This is a genomic window from Pandoraea sp. XY-2 (assembly GCF_004193915.1).
Taxonomy (GTDB): domain Bacteria; phylum Pseudomonadota; class Gammaproteobacteria; order Burkholderiales; family Burkholderiaceae; genus Pandoraea; species Pandoraea cepalis.
This window is the reverse complement of sequence record NZ_CP030849.1, coordinates 663,877-683,468: the sequence shown is the minus strand read 5'-3', so window position 1 is coordinate 683,468 and position 19,592 is coordinate 663,877. Positions and strand designations below refer to the sequence as shown.

The following is a 19,592-nucleotide window of genomic DNA, read 5'->3' as shown; positions in this document are numbered from 1 at the left end:
GTTGGCGCGCAGTTCAGGCGTCGTCCCCCGAGGCCTGACGAGCGCTCTGCCAGATTGCGTCGAGCACCGGGTGCGGTTGGTGCCGCCGCCGGTAGAGCGCAATATCGAAGCCGATCTGCCATTCCTTGCCACCCACGATCGCGAGCGTGCCGCGCGCAATGTCGTCGGCCACCAGGCGTTGCGGCAACCACGCGATACCGGCACCGCGTCGCGCCATCGCCAGAATCGCTTCGTACGAATCGGCCTGATACACCGGCTTGAGCGTGGGACGGTTTGCCATCTCGGCAAGATGGCGGGCCAGCACGGCCCGCAACGTCAGTGTGCGGGAGAACGCCAGCCAGGGAATCGGCGACGGCCCGGCGGCAAGCCGATAGGAGGCGCGCCCCTTGGCGTCGAGCGCACTCACCGGCACCAGCACTTCACGCGCGACACTCAACCAGTCGTAACGCTCCTGATCGATCAGCAGACGCGTGTGCGCGCTCGAATATACGATGAGCAGATCGACCTCACCGGCCGCGAGCCGCAGAATGGCCTCCTCGGCGCCCCCGTGGACAGCGTCGCGGTAAAGAAGCCGATGCGCGAGACCGCCTCGTCGTACCAATCCGGGAAAAATGTCGCCGCCAGGGTGCGGCCCGTGGCGATCTTCAGATTGTTTTCGAGCGTGGGCGCGGCGTCCTGCAACTGCGTGCGCGCGCCGTGAAGAATGTCGAGCGCATTGGTGGCCGCATCGAGAAAAACGGTGCCGGCAGCGGTCAGTTCAAGCGGTTTGCTCCGCTCGACCAGTTGTGTGCCCACCCACTCTTCCAAGGCGCGGATGCGTCGCCCGAATGCCGGGTGCGTGACGAAACGGTTTTCCGCCGCTCGCGTGAAACTGCGCGTGCGTGCCAGTTCGACGAAGTCTTCAAGCCATCGCAGTTGCATACCGTCTCCTCACGGCGTCCCCGCGGCCTCGACGAGGCCGATTCGTGTTGCGCTCAGGCCTTGGAGAGCGACTTGAGCGCGTGCTTGATGCCGTCGGACACACTTGTGCCGTCGGGCACGCTCTTGACGGCGGCGAGCGCTTCCTTGTCGGAGTAGCCCAGCGCGAGCAAGGCGTTGACCACATCGCTCTTGTGATCGTGCGGCGTGGCCGCGCCGGGCACCGTGCCCAGTTGCGCGCCGAGCTTGCCCTTGAGTTCGAGCAGCAGACGCTCGGCCGTCTTCTTGCCGATGCCGGGGATCTTCGTCAGACGTCCCGACTCCTGCAGCGTGACGGCCTGCGCGATGTCCGCGACGCTCATGCCCGAAAGAATCGCAAGTGCCGTGCGTGCGCCCACGCCGGAGATCTTGAGCAGTTCGCGAAAGGTATTGCGCTCGTCAGGCGAGCCGAAGCCGAAGAGCAGTTGGGCGTCTTCGCGCACAATGAACTGGGTGAGCAGCGTCACGCGTTCGCCGAGATTCGGCAGGTTGAAGAAGGTGCTCATCGGCACCGAGATTTCATAGCCTACGCCCTGGCAATCGACCAGGATGTGCGGCGGATTCTTTTCCAGCAACGTGCCGGAGATGCGGCCAATCATTGACGCCTCGGGAGAGTGACTTCGACAGGCGGCAAGTGTAGCAGCCGCCAGCTCGGCAACGGACTCGGCAAGCTCATCCGTCGCCTTCAATGCCCGCGACCGCGTCGCCCGTCGAGCGTCTTGCCGCGCTGCGCAAACACTCGAGCGTCGCCGCCACCGCGGCCCGATTCGCGCCGTCGTCGCGCCAGTACATCGAGATCGCCCCAAACCCCGCCAGCCGCAGCGGCACGATCCGCAACGCGCCGAGCGCCTGCAAGCGGCTCGCCGTGCGGTGCGACGCCAGGCCGATCATGTCGCTGTTATTGAGCAACGTGAGATTGAGGATCGTGGAGTTCGACTCGATGGTGTCGTTCGGCAACGGATAACCGGCCTCCGCGAGCGCCGCCTCCAGCGCGTTGCGGATCGGTGTGCCACGCGGCCAGACCACCCAGCGGTAACGCTGCATATCGGGCCAGTCGACCATGTCCAGCGAAAAGACCGGATGGCGCGCGCGCGCAACGAAATGCAGCGGCTCCAGATATAGCGCCTCGGCGCGAACGTTGCGGTCCTGCAGTTCGGGGGCCGAGCGCCCAACGACGATATCGATCTCGCTGTGCGCGAGCTGATTCATCAGCCGGTCCATCGTGTTCTCGATCACGCGGGCCTGCACGCGGGGCATGCGCTGCAGGAGCAACAACATCGCGAGCGGCACCGTGTCCGCCGACGATGCCCCGACGTGCCGATGGCCACCAACCCGCTGCCGCCCTCGCGCATGGCATCGAGATCGTCGCGCGCCGTGTCGAGCTGCGCCTCGATTCGCCGCGCGTGCTGGATCAGGGATTCCCCGTAGGCCGTCGGACGCAATCCCCGCGCCTGACGCTCGAACAGCGGCAGGCCAATGTCCTCCTCCAAATCCTTGAGCCACTTCGACAAACCGGGTTGCGTCGTGTTGAGCAATGTCGCGGACTGGCTCATGTTGCCGGTCTCCGCAAGGGTCAGCAGCATTTGCAGATTGCGCAGACGCAGTCGATGGGTCCAGTCCATACGAAGTCTCCGGGCCCCCTCGGGGCGTCCCCAAAACCACCCAATCCATACTATTTTTCGTATGGATCCGATGATTTATTCATTTCAAAGAATATGTCTCGCCGAGTATAACGCTACTCATAGACCCGCAAGCCCTCGTCGGCCGAGCTTGTCAGACGAGTTGACCGGGCCCCATATCGACACGGAGACACGCATGTCCGAACGCGCCCCCAGCGCCGATCGCGCTGCCTATTACGAACACATCGGGCACAACCACATGGCCCCGCTGTGGGAATCGCTGCACAGTCTCGTCCCCCCGCAGCCGCGCCCGCGCGTGGTGCCCGCCATCTGGAAGTACAACGAAGTGCGCCCACTCGTGATGGAAGCGGGACGCGTCATCAGCGCCGCAGAGGCCGTGCGTCGCGTGCTGGTCTTGCAGAACCCGGGAACGCCGGGCTCGTCGAGCATTACCGGTTCGCTTTACGCCGGGCTACAACTCATTCTGCCGGGCGAGATCGCACCGAGCCATCGCCATACGCAATCGGCCCTGCGCTTCATCGTGGAAGGCCGCGGTGCGTGGACGGCCGTGAACGGCGAGCGCACCACGATGCACCCCGGCGACTTCATCATCACGCCGTCGTGGACGTGGCATGACCACGGCAACCCGGCGGACGGCGAGCCGGTCGTGTGGCTCGACGGCCTCGACATTCCGCTCGTGCAGTACTTCGATGCGGGCTTTGCCGAGAACTACCCCGAGTCGCAACAGCCGGTGCAGCGCCCCGAAGGCGACAGCTTCGCGCGTTACGGCCACAACATGCTGCCGGTGCATCACAAGGTCAGCGATCCGACCTCGCCGATCTTCAGCTATCCGTACGACCGCTCACGCGAGGCGCTCGACACGCTGTACCGCAACGGCGAACTCGATCCGTGGGACGGCATCAAGCTGCGCTATGTGAATCCGGCGACCGGCGGCTGGCCGATGCCGACCATGGCGACGTTCATGCAATACCTGCCCGCCGGCTTCCAGGGCAAGACCTATCGCAGCACCGATGCAACGGTCTTCTCGGTGGTCGAGGGTCGCGGCACGGTGCGCATTGGCGACGAGGTCTTCCAGTTCGAGCCGCGCGATCACTTCGTCGTGCCTTCGTGGGCGCCGGTGCAGCTCGCCGCGCTTGAAGACGCCGTGTTGTTCAGTTATTCGGATCGCCCCGTGCTCGCCGCCCTGAACCTGCTGCGAGAGTCGCGCGCCTGAGGCCGCCCCAACGCTCACTTGTCGGCCCCGCGCGCAGAACACCCGCATGAGCGGCGCGCACAGCCTCTGCCCTATCCTTTATTCGTTGAGTCAAACCCTATGTCCTTCGTCTTCGCTCCGCCCGCTACCGTTGCCATTCCCGTTGTCGGCAGCGCCGACCAGTTCGCCGTGCGCCGCGTGTACTGCGTAGGCCGCAACTACGCCGCGCACGCCCGCGAAATGGGCTTCGATCCAGACCGCGAACCGCCGTTCTTCTTCTGCAAGCCGGCCGATGCCGTGCTGCCGGTGGCCTACGGCGAAACGCTGACGCTGAAGTATCCCGCGCAAACGACCAACTACCACTACGAAGCCGAGCTGGTCGCCGTGATTGGCAAGGCGGGTTCGGATATTCCGCTCGAGCAGGCGCTCGACCATGTCTGGGGTTACGCCGTGGGTCTCGACATGACGCGCCGCGATCTGCAGATGAAGATGCGCGAAATGGGCCGTCCGTGGGAAATCGGCAAGGCGTTCGATGCCTCGGCCCCGATCGGCCCGATTCACCCGGTGTCGAGCGTCGGTCATATAGAGAAAGCCGCGATTTCGCTGACGGTCGACGGCGTGCAAAAGCAGAAGAGCGACATCACGCATCTGATCTGGTCGGTGGCCGAAACGGTCTCGTACCTGTCGCAATTCTTCCGTCTCGAGCCGGGCGATCTGATCTACACCGGCACGCCCGAAGGCGTGGGCCCGGTCAAGGCCGGGCAGACGATGGTCACCGCCGTGGAAGGGCTCGGCGAGATCACCGTGCGCGTGGTCTGAGGCATCGCCATGCAGCTCTATAGCTTCTTCAACAGCTCGACGTCGTATCGCGTACGCATTGCGCTCGCGCTCAAGGGGCTGGAATTCGACACCATTCCGGTGAATATCCGCGCCGGCGAGCATCGCGCCGGCGCGTATGTCGACGAGGTCAATCCATCGGCCAGCGTACCCGCGCTCGTCGACGGCGAGATCGCGCTCGGCCAGTCGCTCGCCATCCTCGACTATCTCGACACGAAGTATCCCGAGCCGCGTCTGGTGCCGCAGGACATCGAGGCACGCGCCCGCGTGCTCGAATTGGCGATGCTCGTCAGTTGCGACATGCACCCGGTGAACAACCTGCGCATTCTGAAGTATCTGCAAGGCCCGCTGGGCCTCAGTGTCGAGCAGAAGAATGCGTGGTACCGCCACTGGGTCGACGAGGGCATGGCAGGCGCGGAGCGATTGCTCGGCAAGCATGGGCACGGCGCATGGTGCTTCGGCGATGCACCGACGCTCGCCGACGTCTGCCTGATTCCGCAAATCGCCAATGCCCGGCGCATGGGTTGCGATTTGTCGGCGTATCCGCGAGCGATGGCGGTCTACGCGCAGGCGCAGACACATCCGGCCTTCCTCGCGGCAGCGCCCGATCGTCAGCCGGATTACACGGCCTGATTTCCATCCAGAACGGCTGGACAGGCCGAAGGAGACAACCATGAGTCAAACCTCTCAACCCAAAGCGCTGGTCGTTGGCGGTGGCATCGGCGGCCTGGCGGCTGCACTCGCGCTCGCCAATCAGGGCGTGCAAATCGAACTGCTGGAGCAGGCCGAGACCATCGGCGAGATCGGCGCGGGCATTCAGCTCGCCGCCAATGCGTTCGCGGCACTCGACGCCCTCGGCGTTGGCGAAGCGGCGCGCGGTCGTTCGGTCTTCACCGACCACATCACCCTGCGCGACGCCATCGACCGCAGCATCATCGCGCAAGTCGACGTTGGCGCGCCGTATCGCGAGCGCTTCGGCAATCCGTACGCCGTGATCCACCGCGCCGACATCCATCTGTCGATTCTCGAAGCGGTACAGCGCAATCCCCTGATTCAGTTCCGCACCGCGACGCGTGTCGTCTCGCTGGCGCAGGACGACAAGCACGTCACCGTCACCGACCAGCATGGCGAGCGCCATACGGCCGACGCCGTGATCGGCTGCGACGGCGTGAAGTCCGCCGTGCGCGCCGTGCTGATCGGCGACGAACCGCGCGTGACCGGTCACGTGGTGTATCGCGCGGTCGTCGACGTCGAGAACATGCCGAAGGACTTGCAGGTCAACGCGCCGGTCGTCTGGGCAGGACCGAACTGCCACCTCGTGCATTACCCGTTGCGCGGCGGCACGCAATACAACCTCGTGGTCACGTTCCACAGCCGCGAGCAGGAAGTCTGGGGCGTACGCGACGGCAGCAAGGAAGAAGTGCTGTCGTACTTCGAAGGCATCGATGCGCTGCCGCACCAGATGCTCGACCGTCCGACCTCGTGGCGACGCTGGGCCACCGCCGACCGCGACCCGGTCGCGCAGTGGAGCTTCGGCCGCGCCACGATCCTGGGCGACGCCGCCCACCCGATGACGCAGTACATCGCGCAAGGCGCCTGCCAGGCGCTCGAAGACGCCGTCACGCTCGGTGCCGCGTATGCGGCGGCGAACGGCGATTTCGTCGACGCCTTCCGCCGCTACGAGCACGCCCGCATTCCCCGCACCGCCCGCGTGCTTTACGGCGCACGCGACATGGGCCGGGTCTACCACGCCAAGGGGGTGGATCGCTGGGTGCGCAACTCGCTGTGGACGGGCCGCACGCAAACGCAGTTCTACGACGCTCTGCAATGGCTGCACGGCTGGCGCGCCGAGAACTGCCTGTCGCAAACGCCGTGGCTGGCTGACGCCTAAGCCCCGACCACGCACCGCCCCCACGACTCACTGCCCGGCATCCGGGCATCCCGCCGCGCGACGGACCAACACGGTCGCGCGGCACCCTCTCGCCTCGCGTCTCGCGACGCGAGCGCTTGGCAGCACCCATAACAACAATCACTGCAACACGTTTCGGCGACGACGGCCGACTTGCCGCGCCGCTTCTGGCAACCCTGAGGAGACAACCCATGCCAGCCACCCCCATCAACGTGACGGCGTTCATCGACCGCCATCGCATTTCGCCGTTCCAGGTGATGATCGTCGTGCTGTGCTTCCTGATCGTCGCCATCGACGGTTTCGACACGGCCGCCATCGGCTTCATCGCCCCTGCCATTCGCACCGAATGGTCGCTCACCCCGGCGTTGCTCGCGCCCCTTTTCGGCGCCGGGCTCGCGGGCCTGATGGCCGGCGCATTCCTGTTCGGGCCGCTCGCCGACAAGTTTGGCCGCAAGACCATTCTCATCTTCTCCGTGGTGTTCTTCGGTTTGGCGAGTCTCGCGTCCGCAGGGTCGATGGAACTGTGGCAACTGATCGCGTTGCGCTTTCTGACGGGCCTCGGCCTCGGCGGCGCCATGCCAAACGCGATCACGCTGACGTCGGAGTACTGCCCTGAGTCGCGCCGCTCGTTCCTCGTGACGACCATGTTCTGCGGCTTCACGCTCGGCTCGGCGCTGGGCGGTCTCGCGTCGGCCGGGTTGATCGATGCCTTCGGTTGGCGCGCCGTGCTGATCGTAGGCGGCGTCATGCCGCTCGTGCTCGGTGCGGTCCTGATGCGCGCGCTGCCCGAGTCGGTGCGCTATCTCGTGATGGCGGGCAAGTCGCCGGAGCGCATCGCGGCATCGTTGCAACGCATTGCGCCGCACGAAGACCTGCGCGGCGCGACGTTCAATGTCGCGACGAAGCCGTCGACCGCATCGCCGGTGAAGCATCTGTTCAAACCCGAATTGCTGCGCGGCACGCTGCTTTTCTGGGGCACGTTCTTCATGAGCCTGCTCGTGATCTATCTGCTCTCGAGCTGGTTGCCCACGCTACTTCGCACCAACGGCCTGACGCTGCGCAACGCCGCCATCGTCACCTCGATGTTCCAGGTGGGCGGCACGCTCGGTGCCATCGTGCTCGGCTGGTTGATGGACCGCGTCAACCCACACTACGTGCTTGCCGCGGCCTACGTGCTTGCGGGCGTATGTGTCGCCGCTGTCGGCCCTGTCGCCAGCTCGCCCGTGCTCGCCTCGGTAGCCGTGTTCTGGGCCGGGTTCTGCGTGTCGGGCGGTCAGGTCGGCGCGAATGCGCTGTCCGCCGGGTTTTACCCCACCGACTGCCGCGCCACGGGCGTGAGCTGGGCCAACGGCGTCGGGCGACTGGGGTCGGTGGTCGGCTCGGTCGGCGGCGCGTCGATGCTCGCCATGGGATGGTCGATGCCGGCCCTCTTCGCCGCCATCGGCGTGCCGGCCGTGCTCGCCGGTCTGACGATGCTCACGCTGGGTCGCCTGCGTCACCATCAGGCCGCGCGCGCGGTGCAAGCCACGGCCTAAGCGTTTCGGCCCGCGCAACAAGGCATACGCAACGCACACCGCCGCGGGTCTCGGGCCTGAGCGGGCGCCATTCGCATTGGGCGATGGCGCCCGCTTGCGTTTCCGGCCGGGGAGTCCCGACAGCAAAGAAGTCGCGTGGCGTGCTGCATCGCGCAAATCGTTGCGGATAGGCATACAGTGTCGACTGGCGGCGAATTCGAGGTGTCCATTCGGCACCCGCGTCATTGCGACGCTGCGCCGCGAGCCCCCATTCCCCTGTGGAGATTGAAGGTGTCGTTGCCCTCATTGCTGGTCCTGATCCCGCTGCAACCCGAGCAGTTGTCCGCACTGCAAGCCCATTTCAATGTGGCCTACCACCCGAGCTATCACCCCGCGCTGCAAGGCTGGGGACCCGACGGCGAGCGGGCGCGCTTCGTGCTGACCCACGGCGCGCGTGGTCTGAGCGCCGCCGAGCTGTCGCATCTGCCTAACGTGGTGTTGGTCAGCGCGCTGGGCGCCGGCTACGAGAATCTGGACGTCGCCGCCATGCGGGCGCGCAATATCGTGGTCGTGAATGGTGCCGGTGCGAATGCGCCGACGGTAGCGGATCAGGGCTTCGCCCTGCTGCTTGCTGCCGTGCGTCGTATTCCGGCGTACGATGCCGCCTGTCGCAAGGGCGTGTGGCGCGACGCGCTGCCGATGCAGCCCGGCGTGTCGGGCAAGAAGCTGGGGATCGTGGGGCTGGGGGCGGTCGGACGCCAGTTCGCCAAACGCGGTGAGGGCTTCGATATGCAGATCGGCTACCGGAATCGGAATCGTCGCGACGATGCGCCCGCGCACTATCAATATTTCGACAGCGTGCTGGCCCTGGCCGAATGGGCAGACTACCTCGTCGTGACCGCTCCGGGCGGCGCGCAGTCCCATCACCTCGTGAATGCCGAGGTGTTGCGCGCGCTGGGCAAGCATGGCTTTCTCGTCAATCTGGGGCGTGGCAGCGTCGTCGACACAGCCGCCCTGGCGGACGCATTGCGCGATGGCACCATCGCTGGTGCCGGGTTGGACGTCTACGAAGGCGAGCCGTCACCGCCTGCGGCACTGATCGATTTGCAGAATGTGGTGCTCAGTCCGCACGTCGCCGGCCGCTCGCCCGAAGCGGAAGCCGCCACGCTCGCCCTGTTCCTCGAAAATACGCGTCGCTTCCAGGCGGGGAGCCGGTGTTGACGCCGCTGTGAGTGGCGAATGGCGTCAGTGATTGTCGAGCCCGTCGATGCTTCGCACGGGCGACGGCGAGAGCGTGACGCCGTCGTTGACCGGCTCGAACTCGATGCTGCTGTTGGCGCTGCCCGTGGTGAAGGCCGTCTCGCACGTCGGGCACTTCACTTCGGCATCCGAATGGAGATAGTCGTACATCGCCTGGACGGTCGGCTCGCTCGCCGCGACGGGGAAGCGGGCTTTACAGGTGGGACAAACGACGAAACCGGTGTGGATCGACAGCATGGCAAGCCTCCTGTAGGCAAGTCGGCAACGTCCTCGATTTTACAACCCGCCGGTTCGGAGTGTGGCGCGAGCCGGGAGGGGTTCGCTATGGAATCAATCCTCTTGTGCGCGGAGGATTCGTCCGATTTGACGGGCGCTTAGCCGGTATGCGCAGCGCCGTTAACCGGCGGCCCGCTTGACGATACGCCCCTGGGCATCGGGCGAAAGTGTGCCGTGGCACGGTGCATTTGTCATTCATTTGAAATACAATGAATGACATTGCAATCGCCAACGAGTCCGACCATGGCCACTAGCGCACTTGTGCAAGCCCGCATCGATCCCGAACTGAAGGAACGCGCCACCGACGTCCTCGACAGGATGGGGTTGACCGTCTCCGATGTAGTTCGGATTTTACTCACGCGCATTGCCAACGAAGGTGCGCTACCTTTTGGTTTCGTCGCGGATCCTGACGCTCACGATGCATGGTTCAAGCGAAAGGTGCTGGAAGCGCTGGAAGACACACGTCCAGCCATTCCGGATGAAGACGTCGAATCCCATTTCGTAGCACGCCGTGCCGCCGCACGCAAACGCAGCTCCCCAAAAGATAAGCCGTGAAATTAGAGTGGTCCCAACACGCGATTCAAGATCGCAGCGATATCTTCGAATACGTCGAGCGATTCAGTCCAAACGCCGCCATCTGGATAGATACACGCATTCACCAACAACTCACCACGTTGTTGCGGTATCCCGCCGCAGGTCGCCTCGGGCGATTGCGCGGCACGCGCGAACTCGTCGTCACGCGCACCCCATACATCGCGGCGTATCGTCCGCTACCCACACGTGTGCGCGTGCTTCGCATTCTGCATAACGCGCAAATGTGGCCCGACACTGCGGGAACAACGTCGCCACATTAATTTCTCGGCGCCCCGGCCTCTCCCTCCTGCAACCAACGGCGTTTGTCGCGCAGCGGCGCTTCGCCAAACACGCGCGCATATTCACGGCTGAACTGCGATGCGCTTTCATACCCCACCGTCTGCGCTGCCGCCGCCACGGTGATGTCCGCCGCGAAGATCAAGCGCCGCGCCTCCTGCAAGCGTAACTGCTTCTGGTACTGCACCGGACTCATGGCCGTCACCAGCTTGAAGTGGTGGTGCAGCGAAGACACGCTCATGTGCACCTCCTGCGCCAACGCCTCCACCCGCAGCGGTTTTGCGTAATGCTCGCGCAACCATCGCACGGCGCGCGCAATGCGATTCATCTGGCTGTCCTGCAACGCCATCTGCCGCAGCAACACCCCCTGACCGTTCATCAGCAATCGATAGACGATCTCTCGCTTGATCATCGGCGCCAGGATCGGAATGTCGCGCGGCGTGTCCAGCAAGCGCAACAAGCGCAACACCGCGTCGAGCAACGCCGCGTCCAGCCGATTGACGTACATGCCACGCCCACTCTCTGAAGGCGCCGGCGGCGGCAAATGCTCGTCGCCGATGAGCGACGTCACATCCTCGGCCACCAGGTCGAGGCGCATGCCCAGATACGGCGATTGCTCGCTCGCCCCCGACACTTGCGCCACCACCGGCAAATGCACCGACGACACCAGGTAGTGCATCGGGTCATACGCGTAATCCTCGTCGCCGATCCGCAAGCGCTTCTCGCCCTGGGCGATGACGGCGAACGCCGGTTGTTGAAGCGCCGGCTTCGGGCCGCCCGGATGAAGGATCCGATGGACGAACAGGCCCTCCACCGCCGTCGGCGTCGTGCCCTCCAAGCCGTGCGCCGCACGCTCCAGCAAGTGCACCAGTTCGGTACGCGCGGCGCGCGACGGATCCCCTCGAACCCGCGCGGCGAGGCCTCGCGCGGCTCAGTCTTGACCAAATGCATGACCATGCCCTCACTCCAGTGGCGACCGATCCCCACGTCACGGCCGCAATGCTGCACAGCATACCCTCGTCACAATCGCTTGCCCGATCCTCCGACCCGGGATTCACACGATCAGGCAGGAAATGTGCAGGAACAGGTACTGCTCACCCGATGCGCCTCGACGCATAATTTCTCCCATCCCGTGCAAACCGTCGCCCCTCCCTGACGGCCCCTGCGACGGGCAGCCATTTCAACGGAGTGATGCAATGCGACAAAGAAAACTCGGCAATACCGGCCTCTTCGTCTCGGAACTGTGCCTCGGCACGATGACCTTCGGCGGACAGGGCGAACTGTGGAGCAAGATCGGCCATTTGCAGCAACATGATGTCGACACACTCGTGGGTCGCGCGCTCGATGCCGGCATCAACTTCATCGACACCGCCGATGTCTATTCGGAAGGGCAGTCGGAAATCCTCACCGGCCAGGCCCTGCGCAACCTCAAGGTACCGCGCGATAACGTCGTGGTCGCTACCAAGGTCTTCGGTGCTACCGGCGCGCAGGGGTCCAATTCGCGCGGCCTGTCCCGCTACCACATCATGGACGGCATCAAGGCCAGCCTCCAACGCCTGCAACTCGATCACATCGACCTGTATCAGGTGCATGGCTTCGATCCGGTCACGCCCATCGAAGAGACACTCGGCGCGCTCGACACGCTGGTGCGTCAAGGGCACGTCCGCTACATCGGTGTCTCGAACTGGGCAGCCTGGCAAATCACCAAGGCGCTGGGTATTTCGGCGCGGCTGAACCTCGCGAGCTTCGCTTCGCTGCAGGCGTACTACACGGTCGCCGGACGCGATCTCGAACGCGAAATCGTGCCGATGCTGCGCAGCGAGAACGTAGGCCTGATGGTGTGGAGCCCGCTCGCCGGTGGCCTGCTCTCGGGCAAGTACACCCGCGACGGTCAGGTCGAAGCGGGCAGCCGCCGCCAAAGCTTCGATTTTCCGCCGGTCAACGTGGAGCGCGCCTACGACGCCATCGACGTCATGCGCGGCATCGCCGCCGAGAAAGGTGTGTCGGTCGCGCAGATCGCGCTTGCCTGGCTGCTCGCCCAGCCGGTCGTCTCGACGGTCATCATCGGCGCCAAGCGGGCCGATCAGCTCGACGACAACATCGCGGCAACGCGTGTCACGCTGAGCGCGCGCGAACTGTCGGCTATCGATGGGGCTAGCGCACTGCCGAGCGAGTATCCCGGCTGGATGCTCTCGCGCCAGGGCGACCCGCGCCGCGCCCAACTCGCCGAGGCCGGTCTGCTTTGAAAGTGTGGATAAGGGTGAACCGAGCCGAGTCCAATTGAGCGAGGCACGTCGCGCCGCGGGCGAAGCGTAATGCGCTAACACGACGCAGGCGACGCATGGGTTCAGTGGGCCGCAAGGTGTGAACATGGTCCCCGATTTGCTGGCGATGATTGCGGTAGCTTTTTTCCGTGCGCATGGGGCAACATATGCCTTCGCCAGCAAATCCCTTGAAAAGGAGTCAAACGTGTCCGCCGCCGCCCCCGCCTCGTTCACCCTCTATGCCGACGCCCGCCTCACGAGCCCCTACGCACTGTCGGCGTTCGTCACGCTGCGCGAGAAAGGACTGCCGTTCGATCTGCGCACCGTCGATCTCGTGCAAGGTGCGCATTACGAAACCGCCTTTGCGGACCTGTCGCTCACGCGCCGCGTACCTACGCTTGTGCATGGCGACTTCACGTTGTCCGAATCGTCGGCCATCACCGAATATCTCGATGCGATTTCACCCGAGGTGCCGGTGTATCCGACGGACGTGCGCGAGCGAGCCCGCGCTCGTCAGGTGCAGGCGTGGCTGCGCAGCGACCTCGGCGCATTGCGCGAGGAACGGTCAACGGAAGTGATCTTCTACCGCCCCGTGGCCACCCCGCTCTCCGATGCAGGCCGCATGGCCGCGAGCAAGCTGATAGCCATCGCCCAGAGCCTGCTGCCTCATGGCCGCATGTCGCTATTCGACGAGGTGTGTATAGCGGACGTCGATCTCGCGCTGATGATCAACCGTCTTGTCTACAACGATGACGTGGTGCCGGGCGCACTGGCCGAGTATGCCCGTCGCCAATTCGCGCGACCGCCCGTGCAGGAATGGCTGGCGATGACGCGTCCGCCACGTCCGGGCGACAGCATCGACGGCAGGGCCGCGGCCTGAGGGGCCGTCGCCCTGGACGGATAACCCAGTCGCCCCTCCTGATAAACGAAAACGCCGTTTGACACGTTGCTGTCCTTCGTGGAGACGAACGGCGGCAGCCGTCATTTCGCCGGAATATCGGCAAATCCCGCACTTTTCTTCTAAAAATCGGCTAATTTCCGATTTTTATCGGCGCCATCGCCCTCTGAATGATGTTGTGACGGCGCGGGTGGTGAATTCAGTCGACAGGCAGGGGGCGAAAGGAGGAAAATACAGCGACCTTGCCGTTTACGTTAACGGCACTGACGACTGAAGCCCCCTCTGCCGAGACATTCAAGAAACATGAGCGCCGATAATCAATTGCGTTTTGTCGTGGAGCCGCACGCCAACCCCACCCCTGCCGACCAGATCGCCGCCAAGCTGGCGAACCCGGTGTTTGGCCGCGTATTCACGGATCACATGGTCACGATTCGCTGGACCGAGGGCACGGGCTGGCATGACGCGAAGGTAGAGGCCCGCCGTCCGTTCGAGATCGATCCGGCCTGCGCCGTGCTGCACTACGCGCAGGAAATTTTCGAAGGGATGAAGGCCTATCGCAGCGAAGACGGCAAGATCTCGCTGTTCCGCCCGCAAGCCAATGCCAAGCGTTTCCGTGAATCGGCCCAGCGCATGTCGATGGCCGAACTGCCGGAAGCCGTGTTCCTCGAAGCGGTGGAAAAGCTGGTCGACATCGATCGCGCATGGATTCCGGGCGCGGAAGGCAGCAGCCTCTACATCCGCCCGTTCATGTTCGCCTCGGAAAGCTTCCTCGGCGTGCGTGCCGCGCATGAGTACATCTTCTGCGTGATCGCCTGCCCGGTCGGCCCCTACTTCAAGCCCGGCAAGTCGGCCGTGACCGTGTGGGTGTCCGACCAATACACGCGCGCCGCCCCGGGCGGCACGGGCGCCGCCAAGTGCGGCGGCAACTACGCCGCGAGCCTGATCGCGCAGACCGAAGCCAGCGGCAAGGGCTGCGATCAGGTCGTGTTCCTCGACGCCGCGCAACATCGCTGGATCGAAGAGCTGGGCGGCATGAACGTCTTCTTCGTGATGGACGACGGCTCGCTCCAGACCCCGCCGCTCGCCGGCACGATCCTGCCGGGCATCACGCGCGCGTCGATCATCGAAATGGCCAAGCGCGACGGCATGACGGTCAACGAAACGCCGTACGAGTTTGCCCAGTGGCAAGCCGACGCGGCCAGCGGCCGTGTGAAGGAAACGTTCGCGTGCGGCACGGCAGCGGTCGTCACCGCCATCGGTCAGGTGCGTCACGCCAAGGGCGAGTTCAATATTTGCGACGGCGGCGAAGGCCCGGTCACCAAGCGCATTCGCGATCAGCTCACGGGCATTCAGCGCGGCAAGGTGGCCGATCCGTTCGGCTGGGTACATCACGTCGCCTGATCGACGGACGTTGTCCATATAACAAGTTGTGAAGTTGCGCATCGCCCGAGACAGCGATGCGGGAAATCATCGGCGGCGCGCCACGACACCAGGAGAGTCGGGCGCGCCGTCTTGTTGTATTTGACTTGCAGATCATGGAACAGAATCCAGGCGCCATGGCGGGCAGCCCCCGCAGCGCCCTCGCGGCAGCCGACACAATCGGCGTTCCGCACTCCGTGCTCGAAGACATCTATGCGATGGTCATCGGCATGGCATTCGTGGTGGTCGGGTTGGTGCTGCTCAAGGCAGCCGGGTTGGTCACCGGCGGCGTGGCCGGCATTGCACTGCTCGCCTCTTACGTCTTTCCCCTACCGGTGGGCACCATCTTCACGCTGGTGAACATTCCGTTCTTCCTTTTCGCGTACGTCACGATGGGCCCGCGCTTCGCGCTCAAGTCCACCGTCGCGAGCGTCGGCATCACGTTTGCCCTTGCGGCCATGCCGCAGACGTTCAACGTCGCCTTCGTCAATCCGTTGTTCGCCGCATTCGTCGGCGGCACGCTGTGCGGCATGGGGATTCTGGCGCTCGCGCGTCACGGGGCCGGCGTGGGCGGCACAGGCATCGTCACGCTGTGGCTGCAACGCGAGCGCGGCATCAACGCGGGCATTACCCAGGCGTGCATCGACACGACGATTCTGCTCGCCTCGCTCACCACGATCCCCGCGGGACGCGTTGCCTGGTCGGCACTGTCGGCGCTCGCCATGAGCGCCATGGTGGTCGCCTGGCACCGGCCGGGCCGTTACACCGGACGCTGAGCCGCGTCAGACGGGCGCGTCCGGGCGATAGGCACTGGCCTGTGTCAACAGCCACTCGCGGAACACGCTGAGTGGCTGCCCGTGCGTGAGTTCGGTCGGATAGACGAGGTAGTAGGCCGACTCGGCCACGCTCTTCACATCCACCGGAATCGTCAGGCCAAAATTGGCCAATTGTCCCTCGACGAAGAATTTCGGCACCAGCGCGACGCCGAGCCCGGCGGCCGCGCCCGCGATGAGCATCGTGTGCAGCTCATAGCGCACTCCCTGGAGCGCCCGATGGTCCTCGATGCGTTGCTCCGCAAACCATTGGGTCCAGGCACTGGGGCGCGTCGTCGAGTGCAGTAGCGGATACGCGAGCAGATCGGCGGCCGTGCGAACCGGCCCCTTGAGCAATGACGGCCGGCATACCGGCACCACCTCCTCACCGAACAGATAATCCGACGACGTGCCCGGCCAGGTTGGCTGCCCGAAATGGATGGCCGCTTCGAAGTGCGTCTCGTCGAACGTGAACAGGTCGGTGTGCACCCCCATGTTCACCCGAACCTCGGGGTGGCGCTCGTCGAAATCCTTCATTCTCGGAATCAACCACTCGGACGCGAACGTCGGCAGCACCGCCAGTTCCAAATACCCGCCCCCGCTGCCGTGCGCCATGATCGAGAGCGTGTCTCGATCAAGTTGTTCCAACGTGCGGCGCACTTGCATGCCGTACAGGCGTCCGGCGCGGGTGAGCACCACGCGCTGCTTGGCGCGAACGAACAGACGCACCCCCAGTTGCGCCTCCAGCGTGGCGATCTGACGTGACACGGCACTCTCCGTCAGAAACAGCTCGCGCGCCGCGTGCGTAAAGCTTTCGTGCCGGGCCGCGGCCTCGAATGCCAGCAGCGCCGCTGTGCCGGGGGTCTTGAATTTGCGCATATTGATTCCAAAAACGCATCAAGTGGCAATTTTATCTCGCTTTACGAGCGAGGCATCCATTCCAATAATGCTGTCAATGCAAGAGGGCATGGGGCAAGGCGTTCCCTGCCGTGCCCTGACACCCTGCGATACCGCCTGAGACGGCGGTCCCCCTTTGAGACAATCCGATGCGCAATGCCAATGTGCAGTCCCTGCTGGTTTCCCTGATCGGGCAAGCGCGTACCGACGCGCTCTTTGCGACACTCAATTCGCCGTCGATCCTGGCGGATGCCGAGCCGGGATGCGTGACGCGAGCCGAACTCGCGCAGGCCATGAACATGGCCCTGTTCGAAGGGCTGCTGGCGCGTTCGCCGAACGGCCGCACCTACACTGAAGAAGCGATTGCGGGCGGTGGCAGCGTCTACTTCGATCACGGTGCGCTGCGCACCGTGCGCTGGGCCGCGAACGGCGCGCTGCCGCCGGGCGAAGCGGCCTTCACGCGCATTTTGCGCCCGCTGGGCTTCCGTCTGAACGGTCGCTATCCGCTCGACCGCCTCGGCATGACCGGCCGCGCCTATGCGCACGCTGACGCCCCCGAAGAGATTTCGCAGTTCTTCGTGAGCGAGTTGCATCCCGAGCGTTTCTCCGAGACGTTCCAGCAAGCCGTGTCGCGTGTGGTCGGCACGTCGAAGGATCCGCTCACACCGGCAGCCGTCGGCCAGCTTTGGGAACTGGAGCGCGACGGCACGCTGCCGCTCGAAAGCGCACAAGCGCTGCTGCCGGTGATCGTTGGCGCGTTTGCTCGTCAGCACGATGTGCCGAGCGAAGCCGATTACGAACTGCTGTTGGCGGAGTCCGCCGAAATGGCCTGGATCGCGACCGAAGGCAATGCGTTCAATCATGCGACCGACCGTGTCGACGATGTCTTCGCGTTGTCCGACGCCGAGAAGGCCAAGGGCCGCCCGATGAAGCCCGACGTCGAACGCTCGCGCTCGGGCCGCGTGTTCCAGACGGCCTATCGCGCCGACATCGTGCGTCGCGAATTCCGTGACAAGGACGGCGAGATCGTGACGCGCGAAGTGCCGGGTTCGTTCTACGAATTCATTACGCGGCATCGCGAATACGACACCGAGAAGCGTTGCTGGAAGATCGACCTGCGCTTCGACGCGGGCAATGCGCAGGGTATTTTCAAGATGACGGCCAACGCAAAGTAATCGAGGGTTCTCGGCGTCCGGCGCACAATAGGTCCGTGCGTCGATGCTGCGCCTCAATCCGCCGACACCGGTGAACAGCACCGGCGGCCAACACTGAATTCCATAGGGGTATCCACGTGAACGCAACTTCCATCCTCAACGAACTGGGCATTGCCAAACTGGCCGAAGCGGGCGACATCGCTGTGCATTCACCCATCGACGGCGCATTGATCGGCCGCGTAGCCAGCGCCTCGGTCGCCGACGCCCAAGCCACCCTCGCCCGCGCGCACACCGCGTTCACCGCCTGGCGCGACGTGCCCGCACCGCGTCGCGGTGAACTGGTGCGTCTGCTCGGCGAAAAGCTGCGCGAGCGCAAGCAGGCGCTGGGTGCGCTCGTCACGCTCGAAGCCGGCAAGATCCTGCAAGAAGGGTTGGGCGAAGTGCAGGAAATGATCGACATCTGCGACTTCGCCGTCGGTCTGTCGCGTCAGTTGTACGGCCTGACCATCGCGTCGGAGCGTCCGGGCCACCGCATGGCCGAGACGTGGCATCCGATGGGCGTGTGCACGGTCATCTCCGCCTTCAACTTCCCGGTCGCGGTGTGGGCCTGGAACGCGGCGCTCGCGCTCGTGTGCGGCAACGCCGTGGTGTGGAAGCCGTCTGAGAAGACGCCGCTGACCGCACTGGCCGTCAACCACTTGATGAACGAGGTCATCGCCGAATTCGGCGATGCGCCGGAAGGCCTGACCGCGCTCATCGTCGGCGGTCGCGACGTGGGCGAAGCACTCGTCGCCGATCCGCGCTCGGCCATCGTGAGCGCGACGGGCAGCACGGAAATGGGCCGCAAGGTCGGCGTGGAAGTCGCGCGCCGCTTTGGCCGCTCGATCCTGGAACTCGGTGGAAACAACGCGGGTATCGTGACCGGCAGCGCCGACATGGAACTCGCCCCGCGCGGCATCCTGTTCTCGGCGGTGGGTACGGCCGGTCAGCGTTGCACCACGCTGCGCCGCCTGTTCGTGCACGAGAGCGTGTACGACAAGACCGTCGAGCGTCTGAAGACACTGTATGGCAAGGTTGCCATCGGCAACCCGCTGGAGCGCGGCACGCTCATGGGCCCGCTGATCGACGAAGGTGCCTTCCATCGCATGCAGGACGCCCTGGACAAGGCTCGCGCGCAAGGCGGCAAGGTCACGGGTGGCGAGCGTTACGCGGTCGCGGGCGCGGAGAACGCGTTCTATGTGAAGCCGGCTATCGTCGAGATGCCGTCGCAGACGGAGATCGTGCTCACCGAAACGTTCGCACCGATCCTGTACGTGCTCAAGTACAGCGATTTCTCACAAGCCATCGACGCCAACAACGCCGCCTCGCACGGCCTGTCGTCGTGCGTGTTCACGACCGATCTGCGCGAAGCCGAGCGCTTCACGTCGTCGGCGGGTAGCGACTGCGGCATCGCCAACGTCAACATCGGCCCGAGCGGCGCGGAGATCGGCGGCGCCTTCGGCGGTGAGAAGGAAACGGGCGGCGGACGCGAGTCGGGCTCGGACGCGTGGAAGGGCTATATGCGCCGTGCCACCAACACCGTCAACTACTCGTCCGCCCTGCCGCTCGCGCAAGGCATCGACTTCTCGATCGAGTGAAGTCGCGATAACCCGCCCCGACGTCGCCCATGCCCATGCGCGACGTCATGCAACGG

Annotated in this window: 18 protein-coding genes and 2 pseudogenes; 14 read left to right on the top strand and 6 right to left on the bottom strand. The window is 64.8% G+C overall.

Annotation, left to right across the window (positions count from 1 at the left end; genetic code table 11):
• Nucleotides 1-13: 13 nt before the first annotated feature.
• From DRB87_RS03120 to DRB87_RS03110, 3 genes and pseudogenes are all read right to left on the bottom strand, one after another.
• Nucleotides 14-921: pseudogene (locus DRB87_RS03120) on the bottom strand (LysR family transcriptional regulator).
• A 53-nt stretch (nt 922-974) separates the two neighbouring features.
• On the bottom strand, nt 975-1,556 hold the full coding sequence (gene ruvA / locus DRB87_RS03115; protein WP_130024829.1) for a Holliday junction branch migration protein RuvA: 582 nt from the start codon (nt 1,554-1,556) through the stop codon (nt 975-977).
• 73 nt (nt 1,557-1,629) lie between these two features.
• Nucleotides 1,630-2,579, bottom strand: a pseudogene (locus DRB87_RS03110) (LysR family transcriptional regulator).
• Between the two features lie 193 nt (nt 2,580-2,772).
• Here DRB87_RS03110 and gtdA point away from each other — a divergent pair.
• The 6 genes from gtdA to DRB87_RS03080 all read left to right on the top strand — a co-directional run bounded on the left by gtdA (nt 2,773) and on the right by DRB87_RS03080 (nt 9,270).
• Nucleotides 2,773-3,810: a gentisate 1,2-dioxygenase gene (gtdA, locus tag DRB87_RS03105; protein ID WP_130024828.1), complete on the top strand. Its 1,038-nt coding sequence runs from the start codon at nt 2,773-2,775 to the stop codon at nt 3,808-3,810.
• Between the two features lie 99 nt (nt 3,811-3,909).
• Nucleotides 3,910-4,608 carry a fumarylacetoacetate hydrolase family protein gene (locus DRB87_RS03100; RefSeq protein WP_130024827.1) on the top strand — a complete coding sequence of 233 codons (699 nt, stop codon included), beginning with the start codon at nt 3,910-3,912 and terminating at the stop codon, nt 4,606-4,608.
• A gap of 9 nt (nt 4,609-4,617) precedes the next feature.
• Nucleotides 4,618-5,259, top strand: coding sequence for a maleylacetoacetate isomerase (gene maiA / locus DRB87_RS03095; RefSeq protein ID WP_130024826.1), 642 nt, complete (start codon nt 4,618-4,620; stop codon nt 5,257-5,259).
• A gap of 40 nt (nt 5,260-5,299) precedes the next feature.
• Nucleotides 5,300-6,517 (top strand): 3-hydroxybenzoate 6-monooxygenase, encoded by a 1,218-nt coding sequence (locus DRB87_RS03090; protein WP_130024825.1) that lies wholly within the window; start codon nt 5,300-5,302, stop codon nt 6,515-6,517.
• Nucleotides 6,518-6,726: 209 nt separating this feature from the next.
• Nucleotides 6,727-8,070 carry an aromatic acid/H+ symport family MFS transporter gene (locus DRB87_RS03085; RefSeq protein WP_130024824.1) on the top strand — a complete coding sequence of 448 codons (1,344 nt, stop codon included), beginning with the start codon at nt 6,727-6,729 and terminating at the stop codon, nt 8,068-8,070.
• 270 nt (nt 8,071-8,340) lie between these two features.
• Nucleotides 8,341-9,270, top strand: a complete 930-nt coding sequence (locus DRB87_RS03080; protein WP_240756156.1) for a 2-hydroxyacid dehydrogenase — start codon at nt 8,341-8,343, stop codon at nt 9,268-9,270.
• A 24-nt stretch (nt 9,271-9,294) separates the two neighbouring features.
• On the opposite strand, the gene DRB87_RS03075 is transcribed toward DRB87_RS03080, so the two are convergent.
• Nucleotides 9,295-9,546 carry an MJ0042-type zinc finger domain-containing protein gene (locus DRB87_RS03075; RefSeq protein WP_017232582.1) on the bottom strand — a complete coding sequence of 84 codons (252 nt, stop codon included), beginning with the start codon at nt 9,544-9,546 and terminating at the stop codon, nt 9,295-9,297.
• A gap of 282 nt (nt 9,547-9,828) precedes the next feature.
• On the opposite strand from DRB87_RS03075, the gene DRB87_RS03070 reads away from it, so the two are divergent.
• Nucleotides 9,829-10,140, top strand: a complete 312-nt coding sequence (locus DRB87_RS03070; protein ID WP_130024823.1) for a type II toxin-antitoxin system RelB/DinJ family antitoxin — start codon at nt 9,829-9,831, stop codon at nt 10,138-10,140.
• Nucleotides 10,137-10,439: a type II toxin-antitoxin system RelE/ParE family toxin gene (locus DRB87_RS03065; protein ID WP_130024822.1), complete on the top strand. Its 303-nt coding sequence runs from the start codon at nt 10,137-10,139 to the stop codon at nt 10,437-10,439. The genes DRB87_RS03070 and DRB87_RS03065 overlap by 4 nt, the downstream gene beginning before the upstream one ends.
• Here DRB87_RS03065 and DRB87_RS03060 read toward each other — a convergent pair.
• Nucleotides 10,436-11,326, bottom strand: coding sequence for an AraC family transcriptional regulator (locus DRB87_RS03060; protein WP_240756269.1), 891 nt, complete (start codon nt 11,324-11,326; stop codon nt 10,436-10,438). The genes DRB87_RS03065 and DRB87_RS03060 overlap by 4 nt on opposite strands.
• Nucleotides 11,327-11,651: 325 nt before the next feature.
• Here DRB87_RS03060 and DRB87_RS03055 point away from each other — a divergent pair, with 325 nt between their 5' ends.
• The 4 genes from DRB87_RS03055 (at nt 11,652) to DRB87_RS03040 (ending at nt 15,812) form a co-directional block, all read left to right on the top strand.
• Nucleotides 11,652-12,701, top strand: coding sequence for an aldo/keto reductase (locus DRB87_RS03055; protein WP_130024820.1), 1,050 nt, complete (start codon nt 11,652-11,654; stop codon nt 12,699-12,701).
• Between the two features lie 223 nt (nt 12,702-12,924).
• Nucleotides 12,925-13,599, top strand: a complete 675-nt coding sequence (gene yfcF, locus DRB87_RS03050) for a glutathione transferase (RefSeq protein ID WP_240756155.1) — start codon at nt 12,925-12,927, stop codon at nt 13,597-13,599.
• A gap of 321 nt (nt 13,600-13,920) precedes the next feature.
• Nucleotides 13,921-15,018, top strand: a complete 1,098-nt coding sequence (locus DRB87_RS03045; protein ID WP_130024819.1) for a branched-chain amino acid aminotransferase — start codon at nt 13,921-13,923, stop codon at nt 15,016-15,018.
• A gap of 134 nt (nt 15,019-15,152) precedes the next feature.
• Nucleotides 15,153-15,812 (top strand): YitT family protein, encoded by a 660-nt coding sequence (locus DRB87_RS03040; RefSeq protein ID WP_130024818.1) that lies wholly within the window; start codon nt 15,153-15,155, stop codon nt 15,810-15,812.
• Nucleotides 15,813-15,818: 6 nt separating this feature from the next.
• Here DRB87_RS03040 and DRB87_RS03035 read toward each other — a convergent pair whose 3' ends face one another.
• Nucleotides 15,819-16,727, bottom strand: a complete 909-nt coding sequence (locus DRB87_RS03035) for a LysR substrate-binding domain-containing protein (RefSeq protein WP_130024817.1) — start codon at nt 16,725-16,727, stop codon at nt 15,819-15,821.
• Nucleotides 16,728-16,894: 167 nt separating this feature from the next.
• On the opposite strand from DRB87_RS03035, the gene DRB87_RS03030 reads away from it, so the two are divergent.
• Nucleotides 16,895-17,920 (top strand): DUF1338 domain-containing protein, encoded by a 1,026-nt coding sequence (locus DRB87_RS03030; protein ID WP_130024816.1) that lies wholly within the window; start codon nt 16,895-16,897, stop codon nt 17,918-17,920.
• 116 nt (nt 17,921-18,036) lie between these two features.
• Nucleotides 18,037-19,536 carry an aldehyde dehydrogenase family protein gene (locus tag DRB87_RS03025; RefSeq protein ID WP_130024815.1) on the top strand — a complete coding sequence of 500 codons (1,500 nt, stop codon included), beginning with the start codon at nt 18,037-18,039 and terminating at the stop codon, nt 19,534-19,536.
• Nucleotides 19,537-19,592 lie beyond the last annotated feature (56 nt).

Bases quoted from the DNA above. Each gene is read 5' to 3' on its own strand.
- ruvA (WP_130024829.1), bottom strand. From the start codon at position 1,556: ATGATTGGCCGCATCTCCGGCACGTTGCTGGAAAAGAATCCGCCGCAC.
- gtdA (WP_130024828.1), top strand. From the start codon at position 2,773: ATGTCCGAACGCGCCCCCAGCGCCGATCGCGCTGCCTATTACGAACAC.
- DRB87_RS03100 (WP_130024827.1), top strand. From the start codon at position 3,910: ATGTCCTTCGTCTTCGCTCCGCCCGCTACCGTTGCCATTCCCGTTGTC.
- maiA (WP_130024826.1), top strand. From the start codon at position 4,618: ATGCAGCTCTATAGCTTCTTCAACAGCTCGACGTCGTATCGCGTACGC.
- DRB87_RS03090 (WP_130024825.1), top strand. From the start codon at position 5,300: ATGAGTCAAACCTCTCAACCCAAAGCGCTGGTCGTTGGCGGTGGCATC.
- DRB87_RS03085 (WP_130024824.1), top strand. From the start codon at position 6,727: ATGCCAGCCACCCCCATCAACGTGACGGCGTTCATCGACCGCCATCGC.
- DRB87_RS03075 (WP_017232582.1), bottom strand. From the start codon at position 9,546: ATGCTGTCGATCCACACCGGTTTCGTCGTTTGTCCCACCTGTAAAGCC.
- DRB87_RS03070 (WP_130024823.1), top strand. From the start codon at position 9,829: ATGGCCACTAGCGCACTTGTGCAAGCCCGCATCGATCCCGAACTGAAG.
- DRB87_RS03055 (WP_130024820.1), top strand. From the start codon at position 11,652: ATGCGACAAAGAAAACTCGGCAATACCGGCCTCTTCGTCTCGGAACTG.
- DRB87_RS03045 (WP_130024819.1), top strand. From the start codon at position 13,921: ATGAGCGCCGATAATCAATTGCGTTTTGTCGTGGAGCCGCACGCCAAC.
- DRB87_RS03040 (WP_130024818.1), top strand. From the start codon at position 15,153: ATGGAACAGAATCCAGGCGCCATGGCGGGCAGCCCCCGCAGCGCCCTC.
- DRB87_RS03035 (WP_130024817.1), bottom strand. From the start codon at position 16,727: ATGCGCAAATTCAAGACCCCCGGCACAGCGGCGCTGCTGGCATTCGAG.
- DRB87_RS03030 (WP_130024816.1), top strand. From the start codon at position 16,895: ATGCGCAATGCCAATGTGCAGTCCCTGCTGGTTTCCCTGATCGGGCAA.